Source organism: Bradyrhizobium sp. BEA-2-5, assembly GCF_032918025.1.
Lineage (GTDB): Bacteria > Pseudomonadota > Alphaproteobacteria > Rhizobiales > Xanthobacteraceae > Bradyrhizobium > Bradyrhizobium pachyrhizi.
Window position 1 is genome coordinate 462889 of sequence record NZ_CP136629.1, and the last position, 18143, is coordinate 481031.

Genomic DNA, 18143 nt, shown 5'->3' on the forward strand with positions numbered 1-18143 from the left:
GCTTCATGATGTCGTCATCGCCGGACTTGATCCGGCGATCCATCGCACGAGAAGTATTTTGACTGATGGACCCGCGGTCGAGCCCGCGGGTGACAGCGCAAAGAACGGAAAGACCATGGCCACCTTCCACTTCGATCTCGTCTCTCCGGAAAAGCTCGCCTTCTCGGGCGAGGTCGATCAGGTCGACATCCCCGGCGTCGAGGGTGATTTCGGCGTGCTGGCCGGACATGCGCCGGTCGTGGCCGCGATCCGTCCGGGCATTCTCACCATCACCACCGGCGGCAGGCACGAGAAGATCATCGTGCTCGGCGGCATCGCCGAGGTCTCCGACAAGGGGCTGACCGTGCTCGCCGACGTCGCGACCGCGCTTGCGGACATCGATCGCGCGAAGTTCGCCGAGACGATCAACGAGATGCAGGAGAAGCTCGCCGAGAAGGAGGGCTCCGAGCTCGATCACGCCATCGAACGGCTCGACCACTTCAAGAGCATCCAGCAGCAGCTCAGCTCCACGGCTATGCACTAAGCCGCGGTTGCTGACCGGCGATCGCGCCTTTGCGTCGAGTGAGCCGACCCCCTTAGTGGAATAGCTCACACTCTTCCAGTCATCGCCTGAGCAGGCTTGAATAATTCAACGCTCGCCACGCCCTGGCGAGCGTTCAATGCTTGTTGCGCGCGAGACTGTCTGGCGGCATTCTCCCCGGCATATCTGGGTTCGGGGGCTGGTACTCATGAAGCGCAAGGTCGCAGCGATCCTCGCGGCCGATATTGCAAGTCAGAGCCGGTTGATTGCCGACGATGAGGAAGAGCCGCTGCGGCGGCTCGCCTCTTCTCGACAAGTCCGCATCTTCGCGGTCGGCCCGAACGAACGACCTGCAAATATGTGAAGCAGCTTACAGCAGGGATCGTGCACAAATGACAAGCTGCAGCGCGACGACGATTTGGCCCGACCGCATCGCGATTTCATTCCTGACATAACGGACAAGCTGCCGTGCTGACCTTCACCACCGATGCTCTCCGCCCGCAGGACCGTTTCGAGCACTGGTGCGAGGTGCGCGGCAAGAGCCTGTTCGGGGTCACGATCGAGCTCGAGCGCGACAAGAGGGCCGATTTCAGCGGGCGCTTCGCCGCGACGCCGGTGGGCAGTGCCGTGCTGGCGCAAATGTCGGCCTCCTCCTACCGCGTCAGCCGGACCGCATCCGACATCGCGCGCGTTCCGAGCAACAGCCTGCATCTCGCCTGGCAGGTGCGCGGCCCCGGCCACATGAATATCGGTCGCGATCGCGTCCAGTTTGTGCGCAACGGCGACCTGGTGTTCGGCCACTCCAATCTTCCGTTTGCCTCGACACCCGAACGGACCGACGGCTTTGACTTCTTCAGCCTCAAGATCCCGGTCACCGACGAGCTCGTGCTCGGCGCGCGAATCGAGGACGCGCCGCCGGTCGCGCTGGCGCGCGATGCGAGCCTGACCCGCCTTGTCGGCGCCATGTTCCGCTCGATGACGCGAGATCTCGCGCTAGCCGGGCAGTTCGCCGGCGACGTTGCGCATATGGTGCGCCTGGCGCTGCTCGCGCGCGGCCGCGTGCGGCCACGCCAGGACGAAATCCGTGCCGCGCTGCATGCCGGCTACCTTCATGCCGCCCGCGAAATTCTGTACCGCGACCTGCATCGCGCCTCGCTCACGCCGGCCGCGGTTGCCGCCGAGCTCGGCATCTCACTGCGGCAATTGCATGCGCTGTTCGAGCCGACCGGCCTGTCATTTGCGCGGACGCTGACCGCGGCAAGGTTGAAGGCGGCGAGGCGCGCGCTCTACGCCATGCGGGAGCGCAGCATCGACGAGATCGCGTTCTCGTGCGGCTTCGACAGCATCGCGACCTTCTATCGCGTCTTCCGCTCGACCTACGGCATGACGCCGGGCGACGCGCGGCGCATTCCGCCGCAGGATCAGCCGGCGAATTCCGCGAACCGGGTCGCGCCACCGCGCGGTAGACCTCCCGGCGGAACGGCACCACGAGATCGACGACACGGTCGAGGCGCTCCCAGCGCCAGGCGTCGAACTCGGCGGGTTGGCCGTTGCGCGGTGTCAGCGGATCGATCTCGTCGTCGCGGCCGGTGAAGCGCAGCGCGAACCATTTCTGGCGCTGGCCTCTGAATTTCGCCAGCCGGTGCGTCTGCGGCCCGTCGTAAGGCGGGAATTCGTAGGTGAACCAGTCGGTCTCGCCGAGAAAGTCGGCGCTCACGACACTGGTTTCCTCCCAGAGCTCGCGCATCGCCGCATCGCGCAGATCCTCGCCCTCGTCGACGCCGCCCTGCGGCATCTGCCAGTCGAGCCCCGGCAGGATGATCTCCGGCCCGTCGCCCTTGAAGCGGTGGCCGATCAGCACACGCCCGTCGGCGTTGAACAGGGCGATGCCCACGTTGGGGCGGTAGGGCTTTTCTGATGACATCTCGGTGGGTACGTCGCGCGTTGACCTGGCCGGCTACCTGGCAGCCAGACCGGCAAATTCCTTCACGACGCGCTCATAGACCGGACGCTTGAACGGCACAATCAGCCCCGGCAGATTCTTCATCGGCTCCCAGCGCCAGGTGATGAACTCGGCCTTGTGGCCGCCGCCCGGATTGGCGACGTTGATCTCGCTGTCCTTGCCGGTGAAGCGCACCGCGTACCATTTCTGGCGCTGGCCGCGGTAGCGGCCCTTCCAGGCGCGCCCCGCAACCGTGCGTGGGATATCATAGATCAGCCAGTCCGAGACCTCGCCAAGCTTCTCCACCGACTTGATGCTGGTCTCCTCATAGAGCTCGCGCCGCGCGGCCTGAAACGTATCCTCGCCGGGGTCGACCCCGCCCTGCGGCATCTGCCAGACATGGGTGTCGTCGACATGCTCGATGCCGCCGGCTCGGCGGCCGATGAACACCAGTCCCTTTGGATTGAGCAGCATCACACCGACGCAGGTCCGGTAGGGCAGATCTTCATAACGTGCCATGCTGCCGCTACCTCGCACAGTTCGGGCGCCGCCCGACCCGGCCCCCCCGGCAAGGTCTCGAGCAGCACCAACGGATTGATCTTTAGCCAGATTTTGATTTCAGCATCGCGGTTGTCAATGGCACAAGCATAATGCCCTTGGAGTCCAGTGTCTTGAGCCAGGCGCCGAGCCGCTCGATCGAGACCGGCAACGCCGAGGCGACGCCCACCGCCGTGCCGCGTTCCTTGGCGATCGTTTCCAGCTTGACCAGCGCGCGGTCGATTTCCGCCGACGTCGGCACCGCGTCGATGGCGAAATCGGCTTTGGCGAACGGCAATGACTGGCCCGCGGAGAGGGTCTGCGCGACGCTACGCGGGGTGGAACCGTCGTCGAAATAGCTCAGGCCGCGCTTGGCCGCTTCGCGGACGATGGGCTGCATCACGGGATTGGCCGCAACGAACCGGCCTCCCATGAAATTGGTGAGGCCGGCATAGCCCTGCATCCGGCTCAGGTGCCAATAGAGACGGTCCATGTTCTGCTCGCTGCTCAGCGTGGTCAGCAGCGTCTGCGGTCCCGGATCATTGTCGGGGAAGTCATAGGGCTCCATCGGGATCTGGAGGAAGATCTCGTGGCGCTGCGCGCGGGCGCGCTCGGCGAGCTTGCCGGGGTCGGCGCCATAGGGCGTGAAGGCCAGCGTCACCGCCGCCGGCAGCTTCATGATCGCGTCGGTGGTCTTGGCGGCGCCGACGCCGAGGCCGCCGATCACGACCGCCACCACGGGCATCTTGGCGGCCTTGGCGCGGTCGGCGTCCGCCGCATAGACGTTGAACGGCTTCAGCCCGTCAGCGGCCACCGGGATCATGCCGTAGCGCGATTTTTCCAGCAGGCGCGGATCGATGCCGGTCATCGCGAGTGGCGGCGTATCGCCATCGGCCTTGTCGGCCGGATCGCCGGCGCCGATCACCACGTCCTGACGCTTGCCGCTGGAGCCGTCGATGATGGTGACAGTCCTTGCGTCGCTGGCTGTGGCCGGCGCCTTGGTGGCGGATTTGGCAGCCGGTTCGGCCGCCACCTGGCCGGCTGGAGCGTGCTTGTCGTCAGCGGCGGCGGGCGGGGGATTGCGGAGCGTGACACGGGCGATCGGCTCGCCCCCGAGCGGGTTGTCGTTGAACAGCGCGATGCCGACAAAGCCGACCAGCACGAGCCCGAGCAGCACGGCGAACGCCTGCATCGCCGTGAATGGCAGGCGAAACCGGCGCGTCCTGCCCACGGCATTCTGCCCAAGCGGCGTGCTCAGTTCGTCGGCCGCTTCTGCCATGACCCTCCCCGAATCAACAGCGCGAACGATAGCACGATGCGGTGCATTCCCGCGCGCCGGCCTCCCCGGCAAAGCACGGTTACGGGTGGACACCGAAAGCAGAAAGGGCGGCCCGCGGGCCGCCCTGTTCGCCGAATCGATCGGATTAAATCAGTTCGCGGCCTTGTTGCCCGGCTTGTCGACCGCGGCCTTGTCGCGCGCAGCCTCCGGCGCCGCCGGCGCGCTCGAGGTCGACTTGATACCGTGGAGCAGGTCGCCGGCGAGCTTGAGCGCCTTGTCGTCCTTGGCATCCGGCGGGACGTAGGACTGCGAGCCGGTCTTCTCGTCGCCGTCGTTCTTCAGATGGCCGCGCAGCGAAGCCTCGCCCTTGGTGTCGGTGCGCGACTTCAGCTCGTCCGGCACGTCCTGCAGCACCTCGATGTCGGGCACGATGCCCTTGGCCTGGATCGACTTGCCCGACGGCGTGTAGTAGCGGGCGGTGGTCAACCGCAGCGCGCCGTTGCCGCTTCCGAGCGGAATGATGGTCTGCACCGAACCCTTGCCGAACGAGCGCGTGCCGACGATCGTCGCGCGCTTGTGGTCCTGCAGCGCGCCGGCGACGATTTCCGAAGCCGAGGCGGAGCCGCCATTGACCAGCACGATGACCGGCTTGCCCTTGGTCAGGTCGCCCGCATGCGCGGTGCGGCGCTGGGTCTCCTCGGCATTGCGGCCGCGGGTCGACACGATCTCGCCCTTCTCCAGGAACGAGTCGGAGACGGTGACCGCCTCCTCGAGCAGGCCGCCCGGGTTGTTGCGGAGGTCGATGATGAAGCCCTTGAGCTTGTCGCCGCCGATCTGGTTCGTGAGGTTGCCGATCTCCCGCTTGAGGCCTTCGGTGGTCTGCTCGTTGAAGGTGGTGATGCGGATATAGGCGATGTCGTCCTGCTCGATGCGCGCGCGCACGGAGCGGACGCGGATGTTGTCGCGCACAAGCGTGACGTCGATCGGATTGTCCTGGCCCTTGCGGATGATCTTGAGCTTGATCTTGGTGTTGACCGGGCCGCGCATCTTCTCGACCGCCTGGTTCAGGGTCAGGCCCTGCACCGCCTCGTCGTCGAGATTGGTGATGATGTCGTTGGCCATGACGCCTGCGCGCGAGGCCGGCGTGTCGTCGATCGGCGAGACCACCTTGATCAGGCCGTCTTCCATCGTGACCTCGATGCCGAGGCCGCCGAACTCGCCGCGGGTCTGCACCTGCATGTCGCGGAAGCTCTTGGCGTCCATGTAGCTCGAATGCGGATCGAGGCCGGTGAGCATGCCGCTGATGGCGGATTCGATCAGCTTGGTGTCATCGGGCTTCTCGACATAGTCGGAGCGCACGCGCTCGAAGACGTCGCCGAACAGATTGAGCTGGCGATAGGTGTCCGCGGTGGCGGCTCGCGCGCTTGAGCCCATGAACACCGCGCGGGGCTGGGTCACGAACAGCGTCAGCGCTGCACCGGTGGCGGCGCTGAGGAGGATTACTGAAGTCTTGCGCATCATCCGCGAACCTTCTCGCCTTCATTTGCGGCCCACCATGGGCCTGGATCGATTGGAGTGCCGTCTTTACGGAACTCGACATACAGCACAGGTTGACTCGCGTTCGTGGCGAGAATGGAGGCGACTTGAGAGGTCGACCCCATGGTCGCGACCGGCTCCCCCGTGAGCACAAACTGTCCGATGTTGACCGAAATGCGCTCCATCCCGGCGATCAGGACATGATACCCGCCACCGGCGTTGAGGATCAAGAGTTGTCCATAGCTGCGGAACGGCCCGGCATAGACCACCCAGCCGTCACACGGCGTCGTGACCTGGGAGCCCGGCTTGGCTGCCAAAGAAATGCCTTTTTGTACGCCCCCGGCGCCGTCGGAACCGCCAAATTCGCGAATCTTGGTGCCATTTACGGGATAGGGGAACAGGCCTTTGGCCGAGGCGAAAGCGACCGCCGGGCTCATGCGGGCCGGGTCCTTGAGCGCCCCCAGATTCGGCTTGCCGTTAATCGTCGCCGGCGCCCCCTGGAGGCTGGCCGTGGCGGCGGCCTTGGCCGCGCTCTTGAGGTCCTGCTCCATCTTGGCGATCAGGGTCTGCAGATTGTCGGCCTGCTTAGACAGCGCGATGGCGCGGGCGCCTTCGGCCTCCATGTCCTTTTCGGCCGCGCTCTGTTGCCGCTGGCGTTCGTCGACCAGCGCCGCCAGCCGGGTCTGGTCTTCCCTCAGCTTGTCGCGGTCGGCCGCCAGCGCGTCGCGCTCGGTGGCGATGGTCTTGCGCAAGGCGACGAGTTCGCCGAGCTCGGCCGCGATCTTCTCGGCGCGACCGCGCAATTCCGGCACGACGGCGCCGAGCAGCATCGCCGTGCGCAGTGATTGCAGCGCATCTTCGGGCCGCACCAGCAGCGCCGGAGGTGTGCGCCGGCCGGCGCGCTGCAAGGCCGCGAGCACCTCGATCACCTCGGAGCGGCGTGAATCGAGCGAGGCGCGGATCTCGCGCTCACGGCCGTCGAGCGGCTGCAGGCGTGCCTCGGCGTCGGCGATCCGCGTCTCGACGCCGCGCACCTGGCCGGCAATGTCGATCAGCTGCTGATTGAGCTTGCTGCGGTCCTGGCCGATCGCGGCGATGTCGGCCTTCAGCTTCTCCTGCAGTTCGGTCGCCTTGCGCTGCTGCTCGCGCGCGGCCTCGAGTTCCTGCTCGCGTTGCTTGATTGCATCGGGAGATGTCTCCGCGGTTGCGGCCTGCTGTGCGGGCGGCGCGGGCTGTTGTGCGGGTGGTGTCGCCTGCGCGTGCGCCGCGGCCAGCGGATATGCGGCGAATATCGCGATCGACAGCGGCAGCGATGCCGGCAGCCGGCGGCGGCGCGCGGTGCCGGCATGCGAAGCCAAATACGAAGCTGTGTCCCGCTTGTGCTGCATTCGCGTGAGTTCAGTGGTTTCGACTGTCCGTCACCACGCCTCACGCGCGGTGATAGGGATGGCCGGCCAGGATGGTGGCGGCCCGATAAAGCTGTTCCAGAAGCATGACGCGGACCATTTGGTGCGGCCAGGTCGCAGAGCCGAATGCAATTCGCAACAAAGCCTTGCGCTGCAATTCAGGCGAAAGTCCGTCCGCACCGCCGATCACGAAGACAGTATGTGCTGTTCCCTCGTCGCGCCAGCGGCCGAGCTGCTGGGCAAAGCTCGCGCTGTCGATGCTCTTGCCGCGTTCGTCGAGCGCGACCAGCGCGTGCTTCTCAGGCAGCAATGCGGAGATCGCCGCAGCCTCCTCGGCGATCCGCGCTCCCGCGTCGCGCGCGCGGCTTTCCGCGATCTCGTGGATCTCGAGGCCGCGAAACCCGAGCTTGCGACCGATATCCTCGAAGCGCTCGCGGTAACGCTCGGCGAGCTCCCGTTCAGGGCCCTGTTTCAGACGACCGATGCAGATCACGACGAGACGCATCAACGCAGACTAGCTGCGCTGCAGCCGATTCGCATCGGCTTCGATACCCCTTAGACCGCCGCGACCGCCGGGTTCTGAGTCCACAATCTCTCGAGATTGTAGAACTCGCGGACCTCGGGTCTGAACACGTGCACGATCACGTCGCCGGAATCGATCAGCACCCAGTCGCAATTGGGCAAGCCCTCGACATGGATGTTCTTGATGCCGTTTTCCTTGAGGCTCTTGGTGACGTTTTCCGCGATCGCGCCGACGTGCCGGTTCACCCGGCCGGTGGTCACGATCATGTAGTCGGAGTACGCCGATTTGCCGCGAAGGTCGATGGTGACCGTCTCTTCCGCCTTCATGTCCTCGAGGCGGGAGAGGATCAGGCTCAGCGTCTTGTCGGCGTCGGGTTGCGCCTTCAAGACCGCAGCTTTGGTCGATGTTTTACGCGTAGGCTTGGCAACCTTGGGTAAAACAGGCTTCGTCGAAGCTGACTTGGACAATACAGATGTGGTCAGGGACCATTCCTTTCACTGTATCGCGGGTGCCGAATCCTCGGCCCCACGCGCCATACTACGCATGTGGGGTTAATGGTTTCAATATTCCAGTAACCCTTTTGCGCTTCATGCCGTTCTCCAGCTCCCGTCCGGGTTCCGAAGGCCGGTCGAAGACAGATTGGATTTCATTCCTGTCAGGAACACCCAGGCCGGCGCCTGCTGGACGGCCAGCCGTGTCGCCTGATTTTCGGGCATGCGATAGCGCGTGAGCGCCTGCGCCGCCGGTGCGGCAAGGGCGCGGAAGCTCTGGGGCGGACGGTCGATCACGGCAATCGGCACATCGGACGCGATGCGCCGCCAATCTTTCCAGCGATGAAATTGCGCGAGATTGTCAGCGCCCATGATCCAGACGAAGTGCACGCCGGAGACACGGCGGCGCAAGTGGATGATCGTGTCCACAGTGTAGCGGGTGCCGATGACAGCTTCGAGACAGCTGATGTCGATGCGCGGATCGTCGGCAACGCGGCGCGCGGCCTCGGCGCGCTCGGCAAGCGCGTGCAGGCCGTCATGGTTCTTCAGCGGATTGCCCGGCGTCAGCAGCCACCACACGCGGTCGAGCTGCAGGCGCTTGAGCGCGAACAGACTGATGGCGCGATGCGCGGCGTGCGGCGGATTGAACGAGCCGCCAAGCAGCCCGATGCGCATGCCGTTGGTATAGAACGGAAGCGCCTGGGCTGCGGATAACGACACGGTCGATGCTTGCTGCAATGGCTTACCGTGCGCGTGCGACAATGATCACGGCCGGGTCTGCCCGGTGCCGTGAACGCGATATTTGAAGCTCGTCAACTGCTCGGCACCGACCGGACCGCGGGCGTGGAACCGGCCGGTGGCAATCCCGATCTCGGCGCCGAAACCGAACTCGCCGCCGTCGGCGAACTGCGTCGAGGCGTTGTGCAGCACGATCGCGGAATCGACCTCGTTGAGAAATCTTTGCGCGGCCGCGGCATCCTCCGTCACGATCGCATCGGTGTGATGCGAGCCGTGATCTTGAATATGCGCAATCGCTTCATCGAGACCGTCGACGATCTTCGCCGAGATGATGGCGTCCTCATATTCCGTGTCCCAGTCCTCGTCGGATGCGGGCTTCACCCTGGCATCGACGCTCTGCACGGCGTCGTCGCCGCGCACCTCGCAGCCGGCATCGAGCAGCATCTCGACCAGCGGCTTCAGGTGCGTCCCGGCGGCCTTGCGATCGACCAGCAGGGTCTCGACGGCGCCGCAGACACCGGGACGGCGCATCTTGGCGTTCAGCACGACCGCCTTGGCCATATCGAGCCTGGCGCTGGCATCGACGTAGATGTGGTTGACGCCCTCAAGATGCGCGAACACCGGAACGCGTGCCTCCGCCTCGACGCGAGCGACCAGGCTCTTGCCCCCGCGCGGCACGATCACGTCGATCGCACCGTTCAGGCCTGACAGCATCATGCCGACCGCGGCGCGGTCGCGCGTCGGCACCAGCGTGATCGCGGCTTCGGGAAGGCCCGCTTCGCGCAGGCCCTGCACCAGGCACTCATGAATGGCGCGGCAGGATCGAAAACTGTCGGAGCCGCCGCGCAGGATCACGGCATTGCCGGACTTCAGGCACAGCACGCCGGCGTCCGCCGCAACGTTCGGACGGCTCTCGAAAATCACGCCGACGACGCCGAGCGGCACGCGCACGCGCTCGATGGTCATGCCGTTCGGCCGCTGCCAGCTCTCGGTGACGACGCCGATGGGATCGGTGATCTCGCGTACGGTCGCAACGCCATCGGCCATGCCGGCGACGCGCGCCTGCGTCAGGGTCAGGCGGTCGACGAAGGCAGAGCTCATGCCGCTCGCGCGCGCCTCGGCGACGTCCTCGGCATTGGCGGCGAGAATCGCAGCAGCATTGCTGCGGATCGCCCGCTCCATGGCCTCGAGCGCCCGGTTCTTCTGCTCCGGCGGCGCCAGCGCCAGCACGCGCGCGGCAGCGCGGGCTCGGGCGGCGAGATCGGACATCAGGGCGGTGAGATCGGCGTTGCCGTCGATCGCCTTCAGGGGGGCGCTCATGAAACTACCAGCTTTGGACTAAGGCCATGTTCTAGCATGGCAATTGAAGGGTGGCGAGGCACGGAACCGGCATGGCAGATGGGCGGCAGGCCGCCCGCTCGGCCCAGCAAGTTATTTGGGCCTATTTGGGCGGGATCGCCCCGGCCGGGCCGATCACGAGGTCGTCGCGATGGATCATCTCGGATCGGCCGCTGATGCCGAGGATGCTCATCACGTCCGGGGAGGAGCGGCCCTTGATCCGCTCGGCGACCTCGGCGTCATAGGCGATCAGGCCGCGGCCGACCTCGCTGGTATCGGGGCCGCGGACGATGACGGCATCGCCGCGGGCGAACTGGCCCTCCACCTTGATCACGCCGGCCGGCAACAGGCTGGCGCCGGCGCGCAGCGCCGTCACGGCGCCGGCATCGATCGTCAGCGTGCCCTTCGGCTCCAGCGTGCCTGCGATCCAGCGCTTGCGCGAGGTGATGGGGTTGGCCGGCGTCAGGAACCAGGTGCAGCGGCCGCCATTGGCGATCGCCTGCAGGGGGTGCTCGATCTTGCCGGAGGCGATCAGCATGTGGGTGCCGCCCGTCGTGGCGATCTTGGCCGCCTCGACCTTGGTGCGCATGCCGCCGCGCGACAGCTCGGACTCGGCGTCTCCCGCCACCGCCTCGATCTCCGAGGAGATGCTCTCGACCACCGGGATCAGCCTGGCGTCGGGATCGAGCGCGGGCGGCGCGGCGTAGAGCCCGTCGATGTCGGACAGCAGCACGAGCAGGTCGGCGCTCGCCATGGTGGCGACGCGCGCGGCGAGGCGGTCATTGTCGCCGTAGCGGATCTCGTTGGTGGCCACCGTGTCGTTCTCGTTGATCACGGGGATCGCGCGCCACTCCAGCAGCTTGCCGATGGTGGAGCGGGCGTTGAGATAGCGGCGGCGCTCTTCGGTGTCCTGCAGCGTCACCAGGATCTGGCCGGCGCCGATGCCGTGCGCCCCCAGCACCTCGGACCAGATCCGCGCCAGCGCGATCTGGCCGACCGCGGCGGCGGCCTGGCTCTCCTCCAGCTTCAGCGGGCCGCGCGGCAGCTTGAGGCGGCTGCGGCCGAGCGCGATCGAGCCCGACGACACCACCATGACCTCGCAGCCTCGCTTGTGGAGCTTCGCGATGTCCTCGACCAGCGCGGCGAGCCAGGACGCGCGCACCTCGCCGGCCTGCGAATCGACCAGCAGCGACGAGCCGACCTTGACGACGATGCGGCGAAAGTTCTTGAGCGCGGGGCGTTTCATGGGTTCGGTCTGGCAGGGAGGTGGAAGCAAGAGGCGCCACGAGGTGGCTCGGAAAATCGATGTGTGCCGTTCAACCCTGCGGCACCGGCGTCGCCCACGGCTCCGCCTGACCCTTGGCCTTGTTGGACACCGGCGCCTCGCCGATCACGTCGACCAGCGCGCGCAGCGCATCCTGCACGCCTTCGCCGGTCGCGCCTGACAGCAGCAGCGGCGTCTTCTTCGCCGCGCGTTTGAGGCGGTCCTTCTGCTTCTTGAGCTCGTCCGGCTCGACCGCGTCGATCTTGTTCAGCGCGACGATTTCGATCTTGTCGGTGAGCTGGCCGCCATAGGCGTCGAGCTCCTTGCGCACGGTCTTGTAGACCTTGCCGGCGTGCTCGCAGGTGGCGTCGACGAGATGCAGCAGCACCCGGCAGCGCTCGACATGGCCGAGGAAGCGGTCGCCGAGGCCGGTGCCTTCATGCGCGCCTTCGATCAGGCCGGGAATGTCGGCCAGCACGAATTCGCGGCCGTCGGCGTTCACCACGCCGAGTTGCGGATGCAGCGTGGTGAAGGGATAATCGGCGATCTTCGGCTTTGCGGCGCTGACCTTGGACAGGAACGTCGACTTGCCGGCATTGGGCATGCCGACAAGGCCGGCGTCCGCGATCAGCTTCAGACGCAGCCAGATCCAGCGCTCCTCGCCGGGCTGGCCGGGATTGGCGTTGCGCGGCGCGCGGTTGGTCGACGACTTGAAATGCGCGTTGCCGAAGCCGCCATTGCCGCCCTCGGCCAGCACGAACTTCTCGCCCACCTTGGTGAAGTCGTGGATCAGCGTCTCGCGATCCTCGTCGAAGATCTGGGTACCGACCGGCACCTTGAGCACGATGTTCTTGCCGTTGGCGCCGTGGCGGTCCGAACCCGAGCCGTTCTCGCCCTTCTGGGCCTTGAAGTGCTGCTGGTAGCGGTAGTCGATCAGCGTGTTGAGCCCGTCGGCCACTTCGATGATGACATTGCCGCCGCGGCCGCCATTGCCGCCGGAGGGACCGCCGAACTCGATGAACTTCTCGCGGCGGAACGCCACGCAGCCGTTCCCGCCGTCGCCGGAGCGGATATAGACCTTTGCTTCGTCGAGGAATTTCATGGTTTTCACTAGTTAGGGCAGGGTGGCCGCGGCGGCAACCCGGAAAGGCCCTGACTTCAGCGAAAAGCCTTAATTTTCGGGCCTTTTTACGGCCCAAGCTCCTTGTTTGAGCATGATCTCCGCGCAAACGCTATGCGTTCGTCGCGGGGGAAAACCGCTTCACACTTTTCCGGATCACGCTCCTAGCCAGGTCTGCGCCGGACCAGGAATTTCTGCATCCCCTCCAGCACCAGCTCGCGGCGCTGGTTGTGCACGGTCGAGCGCAGCGTCACGACGCCGGTGGTCTTACCCGGTGACAGCTCGATCACCTCCAGCGCGGGGTAGATGGTATCGCCGGCATAGACCGGCTTGAGGAACCGGCTCGACTGCTCGAGGAAGCCGACCAGGGAATCCTCGACCATGAACGGAAACAGGCCGGCGCCAGGCGCGGTGTGGATCAAGGTCTGGAAGCCGTGGGCGAGCAGATGCGGCATGCCACGGCTGCGGCAATATTCCAGGTCGTAGTGCACCGGATGGGTGTCGCCGCTCGCGGTCTGGAATGCGGCGAACACCGCCGAGGTCTGGGTGCGGCTCGGCAGCACGAAACGCTCGCCGACCACGAAATCCTCGAACCAGCGCTGCGCGGGGACCATGCGATGCTGGGCGGGGTCGAAGTCGCTCATGCGGCGTTTCCTGCTCTTTTTGTTACCGGGATGGAGCTACCGGTATCGCAGCGGCGCAGGTGCGGCAATCCGTTCAATTCGTCATGCCCGGGCTTGTCCCGGGCATCCACGTCTTTAAAACCGGACGACTCGGGCATAGGCGAGCGGAAGCGACGCCGTCCTTGGCCAGGCCCGACAAAAGAAAGCGCAAGTCGATTTCATGAGCCTGTTCGCAAAGCTGTCCGCCTATGACGACCGCTCGGCGCGGCTGGCCGGCATCGCGCTGATGGTGCTGTCGATCTTCATGTTCTCGTTCGGCGACGCCATGGGCAAGTTTCTGGTCGGCACCTATTCGGTCGGGCAGCTCTTGTTCCTGCGCGCCTGCGCGGCGCTGCTCTTGCTGCTGCCGATCGTATGGCAGCGGCGCGCGGATTTTCTGCATCTGGAACGGCCGTGGCTGCAATTGCTGCGGGTCACGCTGTCGACGCTGGAGGTGGCTGCCTTCTTCCTCGCGACGGTCTATCTGCCGCTTGCCGACGTCATCACCTATTATCTGGCCGGTCCGATCTTCGTCACCGCGATGTCGGCGATCTTCCTGGGGGAAAAGGTCGGCTGGCGGCGCTGGACAGCGATCCTGATCGGCTTCTGCGGCGTGCTGATCGCGCTGCGCCCCTCCGCGCAGACCGTCAGCCTGCCGGCGCTGATCGCGCTCGGCGGCAGCCTGTCGTTTGCGACCCTGATGCTGATCACGCGCAGCCTGCGCAAGACGCCCGACATCGTGATGGCGTCCTCGCAATTCATCGGCACGTTCATCCTGGGCCTCGTGCTCTCGCCGTTCGGCTGGGTGACGCCGTCAGCCGGCAGCCTCGTGCTGTTCTTCACCGCCGGCATCATCTCGGTCGCGGCGCTGTTCTGCGTCAACCGCTCGCTCAAGCTGGCGCCGGCGAGCGTCGTGGTGCCCTACCAATATTCGATGATCGTCTGGGCCGTGATCTTCGGTTTCGTCGTGTTCGGCGACGTGCCGTCCTGGGCCACCATCATCGGTGCCGCTGTTATCATCGCGGCCGGCCTCTACATCTTCGTGCGCGAACAGCAGCTTGGACGCACGGACTCCGCGGTGAATCCGCGGCGTGATTCTTACCCTCCCCTGGAGGGTGGGAGGGTCGGCTCGCATTGAGCGGAGCGACATGTGAGACGGGGTGGGGTGATCTCTCAACACGGGCAGCCCCCGAGTGGAGAGACCGTCACCCCACCCCGCCGCTCATTGCATTCGCGTCGACCCTCCCCCTCCAGGGGAGGGTGAAGATCAGAAGACTCAGCTCTCCCGCCGGGTCGAGTTGCTCCAGCTCTTCAGCGACGCCCAGACGCCGCGCGACAGGCGGAAGCAGTCGACGGGCGTCGAGGAGCCCAGCGCCAGGAAGCGGTGCAGCTGCACGCCGCTCCACTGGAAGCCGCACTTCTCCAGGATATTGCGCGACGACGGATTGACGACGCGGGCGCCCGAGATCAGCTGGTCGAGATCGAACTCCTCGAAGAAGTAATCGATCACCGCGCGTGCGGCCTCGGTGCCGAAACCCTGGCCCCAATAGTCGACGCCGAGCCAGTAGCCCAGTTCGGCCGACGTCTCCTCGCGCCAGTCGATGCCGACCATGCCGATCGGCGTGTGATTGTTCTCGATCAGGAAAACGGTTTCGCGTCCGCCGGCGCCGAGCGCGCGCACGAAGTCGATGGCGTCGTCCTGGGTATAGGGATGCGGCAGGCGGCGGGTGTTCTCCGCGATGCGGCGGTCATTGGCGAGGCGTGCGATTGCTTTTACGTCCGCGAGCGTCGGCTTGCGCAATGTCAGCCGTTCGGTCTCGAGGACGCAAGCTCTTGCCTCACGCAAGGTCGGCGTCGGGATGTCCTGCAACATGTCGAGCTCCTGTGATGCGAAAAAATCGGTACGCAACGCTTGGAACGTCACGCGCGGTCGAAGTGGAACGCGCGCAACAAAAAGGGGAGGCCGGTTATCCCGCCTCCCCTTGGAGCCCTTTGCGACTCCGCCGGTTCAACAGGACCCGGCGGACTCGTATGTGTCCACCGTCTATTCAGCCGCCTCGGCGATCGGGAGTACCGATACGAAGGTGCGGCCGTTGGCTTTAGCCTGGAACGCAACGCGGCCCTCGATCTTGGCGAACAGAGTGTGGTCCGTGCCCATGCCGACATTAAGGCCGGGGTGCCAGGTCGTGCCGCGCTGACGCGCAATGATGTTGCCGGGAGTGACGATCTCCCCGCCGAACGCCTTGATACCGAGGCGCTTGCCTTTGGAATCGCGTCCGTTACGCGATGAACCGCCTGCTTTTTTGTGAGCCATGGCTCGTCTCCGAAATCCTGCGTATGTCTAGGTCAATTCCTTGACGGAATCATTTCACGTTTTGTCACGCTTCACATCTGAAAGCGCGACGATCACTTCTTCTTAAGCCTTGGCCGCGGCCTTCTTGGCCGGAGCCTTCTTGGCGGCCGGCGCCTTTGCGGGCGCCTTCTTCTTGGCCGCCTTCGGCGCGGCGTCCTCGCCATCGGCGGGCGCTGCGACCTTTTCCTTCTTCGGCCGCGGGCCGACGGTCGGCTTGGCGTTATCGGCGAGGATCTCGGTGATGCGAAGCACCGTGAGCTCATCCCGATAGCCGCGCTTGCGGCGTGAATTCTTGCGGCGACGCTTCTTGAACGCGATCACCTTGTCACCGCGCTTGTGCTGCAGCACTTCGGCCGCAACGGACGCGCCTGCCACGGTGGGCGTTCCCAGCACCGGCGTGTCGCCGCCGACCACCAGAACTTCATTCAACTGCACGATCGAACCGACTTCGCCTTCGATCTTGCCTACTTCCAGGACATCATCCGGCACGACGCGGTATTGCTTGCCGCCGGTTTTGATGACTGCGAACATCGTTTTTTTCCTTCGTGTTCAATCCCGGCCTCGGACGGTTCGCCCGGGTCGGCTTTTTGTTCAGTCGCTATGGGTTGCGTGTCTCGTGCGAAGGGAATGAATTCCCAAATGGTCCGCACAAAAACAATCGGCGCGAGAAATCCCCGCGCCGGATGGGGGACTTATAGCCGCAAACGACCGAGAGTCAAGGTGAAGCAGGGCAAAAACCGGCCAAAAATGAAGGGTTTGGCATGGTTTTGGCCCGGATTGGCGACTCAAGCCTGCGCCCGGGTCGCGGTCCGCTCTGGCGACGGATGGTCTGGCACGGGCTGGCCCAGGGTGTCCGCCGCACCCGTGGAGCCGGTTTCGCCGGCAATTCCGTCCATCGAATGGGGCCGGCGCGCAAGCAACCAATCGGGTTCCCCGCCGTTAACGACCCAACCTCAAGCGGGCAGGCACGGGCAAATGGCCGAAGACACTGGATTGACCACGGGCATCGCCCAGCACGGCGCCGAGCGGCTGCCGTCGGTGGATGTCGACAGCTTCAACATCGAGATCAAGGACGAGGACGGTTTTCTCGGCGACCGCGCCAGCAAGGGCGCGTTCCGGGATATTCTCGATCGCTGGCGCAAGCCGCTGCGCAAATCCGACGGGGGAGGACCCGTTCGGCAAGGTGCCGACGGAGGAGATCAACAAGAAGACGCTGGACGCCCTCCTGGTCGGCGACGACACCGAGGCCTCGGCCGTGGTGCACAGCGCGATCGAGGATTTCTCCCAGGAGCTGGCCTATGTCACGCGCCGCTTCCTCAAGACCAAGGCCTGGGCCAAGACCGAGCGCATCGTCGTCGGCGGCGGCTTTCGTGATTCCCGGCTCGGCGAGCTCGTGATCGCCCGCGCCGAGATCATCCTGAAGTCGGAGGACTTCAAGATCGACCTGCAGCCGATCCGCCATCATCCCGACGAAGCCGGCCTGATCGGCGCGCTGCATCTGGCGCCGTCCTGGATCTTCGAGGCCCATGACAGCATTCTTGCCGTCGACATCGGCGGCACCAACATCCGCTGCGGCCTGGTGGAGACCAGCTGGAAGAAGGCGCCCGATCTCTCCAAGGCGGCGGTCTGGAAATCGGAGCTGTGGCGCCACGCTGATGACGAGCCGACGCGCGAAGGCGCGGTGAAGCGGCTCACCAAGATGCTGAAGGAGTTGATTGCCGCCGCCGAGAAGGAGAATCTCAAGCTCGCGCCTTTCATCGGCATCGCCTGCCCCGGGGTGATCAACGCGGACGGCTCGATCGAGAAGGGCGCGCAGAACCTGCCGGGCAATTGGGAGAGCAGCAAGTTCAACCTGCCGGCGAGCCTCATCGAGGCGATCCCCGTCATCGGCGAGCACGACACGGCGATCCTGATGCACAATGACGGCGTCGTTCAGGGCCTGTCGGAAGTGCCGTTCATGCAGGATGTCGGGCGCTGGGGCGTGCTGACGATCGGAACCGGGCTTGGCAATGCCCGCTACACCAATCGCAAGCGGGAGAACGGCAAGGACGAGAAGAAGGCCGAGAAGAAAGACAAGGACGACGAGAGCGAAAAGAGCGAGAAAAAGTCCAAAAAAGCCAAGAAGGCCGACGCTTGAGCCGTCAGGATTCAGCGATCGCGCGCGCTCCATCCGGGCTACGGTCTGCCTTCTCCTTCCCCCTGAAAGGGGGAAGGTCGGGATGGGGGTCAGCCTCAAGCGATGCTGTTTGCGGAGAGAGCAGATCCCCACCCGCTTTGCTCTGGCGAGCAAAGCGACCTCCCCTTTTCAAGGGGAGGTTGGAACGTGCGGCGCCCGGATGAAGCCAACGGGTCGCGCGAACGCGCGCCCGATGACAGGCTCAGCGCAATCCGGGACAAATTCATCCGTGATTACAGCGGCCCCGGACTACGCGCG

General features: G+C 65.4%; 17 protein-coding genes and 3 pseudogenes. 5 read left to right on the top strand and 15 right to left on the bottom strand.

All coding sequences use genetic code 11. The features are described 5' to 3' along the window. The first annotated feature begins 115 nt into the window (after nucleotides 1–115). The 3 genes and pseudogenes from RX327_RS02170 to RX327_RS02180 form a co-directional block, all read left to right on the top strand. A complete protein-coding gene (locus tag RX327_RS02170; RefSeq protein ID WP_317251437.1) occupies nucleotides 116–523 on the top strand; it encodes a F0F1 ATP synthase subunit epsilon in 408 nt (135 codons plus the stop codon). 205 nt (nucleotides 524–728) lie between these two features. Then, complete coding sequence (locus tag RX327_RS02175; protein WP_244482478.1) at nucleotides 729–884, top strand: hypothetical protein; 156 nt, start codon at nucleotides 729–731, stop codon at nucleotides 882–884. Nucleotides 885–1546: 662 nt separating this feature from the next. Then, a pseudogene (locus RX327_RS02180) lies at nucleotides 1547–1876 on the top strand (helix-turn-helix domain-containing protein); the annotation flags it as partial. A 65-nt stretch (nucleotides 1877–1941) separates the two neighbouring features. Here the strand turns inward: RX327_RS02180 and RX327_RS02185 are convergent. The 12 genes and pseudogenes from RX327_RS02185 to RX327_RS02240 all read right to left on the bottom strand — a co-directional run bounded on the left by RX327_RS02185 (nucleotide 1942) and on the right by RX327_RS02240 (nucleotide 13338). Further along, nucleotides 1942–2444: pseudogene (locus tag RX327_RS02185) on the bottom strand (RNA pyrophosphohydrolase). 33 nt (nucleotides 2445–2477) lie between these two features. Beyond that, nucleotides 2478–2981 carry an RNA pyrophosphohydrolase gene (locus RX327_RS02190; protein ID WP_317249336.1) on the bottom strand — a complete coding sequence of 168 codons (504 nt, stop codon included), beginning with the start codon at nucleotides 2979–2981 and terminating at the stop codon, nucleotides 2478–2480. 82 nt (nucleotides 2982–3063) lie between these two features. Next, nucleotides 3064–4278: a divergent polysaccharide deacetylase family protein gene (locus tag RX327_RS02195; protein ID WP_317249337.1), complete on the bottom strand. Its 1215-nt coding sequence runs from the start codon at nucleotides 4276–4278 to the stop codon at nucleotides 3064–3066. A gap of 150 nt (nucleotides 4279–4428) precedes the next feature. Continuing rightward, entirely contained in the window at nucleotides 4429–5799 is a 1371-nt protein-coding gene (locus tag RX327_RS02200; protein WP_317249338.1) for a S41 family peptidase, read from the bottom strand. After that, nucleotides 5796–7202 (bottom strand): murein hydrolase activator EnvC family protein, encoded by a 1407-nt coding sequence (locus tag RX327_RS02205; protein WP_317249339.1) that lies wholly within the window; start codon nucleotides 7200–7202, stop codon nucleotides 5796–5798. The genes RX327_RS02200 and RX327_RS02205 overlap by 4 nt, the downstream gene beginning before the upstream one ends. A gap of 40 nt (nucleotides 7203–7242) precedes the next feature. Further along, on the bottom strand, nucleotides 7243–7725 hold the full coding sequence (gene rlmH / locus RX327_RS02210; RefSeq protein ID WP_317251438.1) for a 23S rRNA (pseudouridine(1915)-N(3))-methyltransferase RlmH: 483 nt from the start codon (nucleotides 7723–7725) through the stop codon (nucleotides 7243–7245). 50 nt (nucleotides 7726–7775) lie between these two features. Next, a complete protein-coding gene (gene rsfS, locus RX327_RS02215) occupies nucleotides 7776–8129 on the bottom strand; it encodes a ribosome silencing factor (RefSeq protein ID WP_317249340.1) in 354 nt (117 codons plus the stop codon). A gap of 201 nt (nucleotides 8130–8330) precedes the next feature. After that, a complete protein-coding gene (locus tag RX327_RS02220) occupies nucleotides 8331–8909 on the bottom strand; it encodes a nicotinate-nucleotide adenylyltransferase (RefSeq protein WP_244482476.1) in 579 nt (192 codons plus the stop codon). 90 nt (nucleotides 8910–8999) lie between these two features. Continuing rightward, nucleotides 9000–10292: a glutamate-5-semialdehyde dehydrogenase gene (locus tag RX327_RS02225; protein ID WP_317249341.1), complete on the bottom strand. Its 1293-nt coding sequence runs from the start codon at nucleotides 10290–10292 to the stop codon at nucleotides 9000–9002. Nucleotides 10293–10413: 121 nt separating this feature from the next. Further along, a complete protein-coding gene (gene proB, locus RX327_RS02230) occupies nucleotides 10414–11556 on the bottom strand; it encodes a glutamate 5-kinase (RefSeq protein ID WP_317249342.1) in 1143 nt (380 codons plus the stop codon). A 70-nt stretch (nucleotides 11557–11626) separates the two neighbouring features. After that, nucleotides 11627–12676: a GTPase ObgE gene (gene obgE / locus RX327_RS02235; RefSeq protein WP_317249343.1), complete on the bottom strand. Its 1050-nt coding sequence runs from the start codon at nucleotides 12674–12676 to the stop codon at nucleotides 11627–11629. A 182-nt stretch (nucleotides 12677–12858) separates the two neighbouring features. Next, the gene (locus RX327_RS02240) at nucleotides 12859–13338 is read right to left on the bottom strand and encodes a MaoC family dehydratase (RefSeq protein WP_317249344.1); all 480 of its coding nucleotides are present in this window, start codon (nucleotides 13336–13338) and stop codon (nucleotides 12859–12861) included. A gap of 199 nt (nucleotides 13339–13537) precedes the next feature. Here RX327_RS02240 and RX327_RS02245 point away from each other — a divergent pair, with 199 nt between their 5' ends. Beyond that, a complete protein-coding gene (locus RX327_RS02245) occupies nucleotides 13538–14494 on the top strand; it encodes a DMT family transporter (RefSeq protein ID WP_317249345.1) in 957 nt (318 codons plus the stop codon). Nucleotides 14495–14632: 138 nt separating this feature from the next. Here RX327_RS02245 and RX327_RS02250 read toward each other — a convergent pair whose 3' ends face one another. The 3 genes from RX327_RS02250 to rplU all read right to left on the bottom strand — a co-directional run bounded on the left by RX327_RS02250 (nucleotide 14633) and on the right by rplU (nucleotide 16240). Then, nucleotides 14633–15229 (bottom strand): GNAT family N-acetyltransferase, encoded by a 597-nt coding sequence (locus RX327_RS02250; protein ID WP_317249346.1) that lies wholly within the window; start codon nucleotides 15227–15229, stop codon nucleotides 14633–14635. 171 nt (nucleotides 15230–15400) lie between these two features. Continuing rightward, nucleotides 15401–15670: a 50S ribosomal protein L27 gene (gene rpmA / locus RX327_RS02255; protein ID WP_008538809.1), complete on the bottom strand. Its 270-nt coding sequence runs from the start codon at nucleotides 15668–15670 to the stop codon at nucleotides 15401–15403. Between the two features lie 102 nt (nucleotides 15671–15772). After that, entirely contained in the window at nucleotides 15773–16240 is a 468-nt protein-coding gene (gene rplU, locus RX327_RS02260; protein ID WP_317249347.1) for a 50S ribosomal protein L21, read from the bottom strand. Between the two features lie 444 nt (nucleotides 16241–16684). On the opposite strand from rplU, the pseudogene RX327_RS02265 reads away from it, so the two are divergent. Then, nucleotides 16685–17846: pseudogene (locus RX327_RS02265) on the top strand (ROK family protein). The last annotated feature ends 297 nt before the right edge of the window (nucleotides 17847–18143 follow it).

Bases quoted from the DNA above. Each gene is read 5' to 3' on its own strand.
- obgE (WP_317249343.1), bottom strand. From the start codon at position 12,676: ATGAAATTCCTCGACGAAGCAAAGGTCTATATCCGCTCCGGCGACGGC.
- RX327_RS02175 (WP_244482478.1), top strand. From the start codon at position 729: ATGAAGCGCAAGGTCGCAGCGATCCTCGCGGCCGATATTGCAAGTCAG.
- rpmA (WP_008538809.1), bottom strand. From the start codon at position 15,670: ATGGCTCACAAAAAAGCAGGCGGTTCATCGCGTAACGGACGCGATTCC.
- RX327_RS02220 (WP_244482476.1), bottom strand. From the start codon at position 8,909: ATGCGCATCGGGCTGCTTGGCGGCTCGTTCAATCCGCCGCACGCCGCG.
- RX327_RS02250 (WP_317249346.1), bottom strand. From the start codon at position 15,229: ATGTTGCAGGACATCCCGACGCCGACCTTGCGTGAGGCAAGAGCTTGC.
- proB (WP_317249342.1), bottom strand. From the start codon at position 11,556: ATGAAACGCCCCGCGCTCAAGAACTTTCGCCGCATCGTCGTCAAGGTC.
- rplU (WP_317249347.1), bottom strand. From the start codon at position 16,240: ATGTTCGCAGTCATCAAAACCGGCGGCAAGCAATACCGCGTCGTGCCG.
- RX327_RS02225 (WP_317249341.1), bottom strand. From the start codon at position 10,292: ATGAGCGCCCCCCTGAAGGCGATCGACGGCAACGCCGATCTCACCGCC.
- RX327_RS02245 (WP_317249345.1), top strand. From the start codon at position 13,538: ATGAGCCTGTTCGCAAAGCTGTCCGCCTATGACGACCGCTCGGCGCGG.
- RX327_RS02190 (WP_317249336.1), bottom strand. From the start codon at position 2,981: ATGGCACGTTATGAAGATCTGCCCTACCGGACCTGCGTCGGTGTGATG.
- RX327_RS02170 (WP_317251437.1), top strand. From the start codon at position 116: ATGGCCACCTTCCACTTCGATCTCGTCTCTCCGGAAAAGCTCGCCTTC.
- rlmH (WP_317251438.1), bottom strand. From the start codon at position 7,725: ATGCGTCTCGTCGTGATCTGCATCGGTCGTCTGAAACAGGGCCCTGAA.
- RX327_RS02195 (WP_317249337.1), bottom strand. From the start codon at position 4,278: ATGGCAGAAGCGGCCGACGAACTGAGCACGCCGCTTGGGCAGAATGCC.
- RX327_RS02205 (WP_317249339.1), bottom strand. From the start codon at position 7,202: ATGCAGCACAAGCGGGACACAGCTTCGTATTTGGCTTCGCATGCCGGC.
- RX327_RS02200 (WP_317249338.1), bottom strand. From the start codon at position 5,799: ATGATGCGCAAGACTTCAGTAATCCTCCTCAGCGCCGCCACCGGTGCA.
- RX327_RS02240 (WP_317249344.1), bottom strand. From the start codon at position 13,338: ATGAGCGACTTCGACCCCGCCCAGCATCGCATGGTCCCCGCGCAGCGC.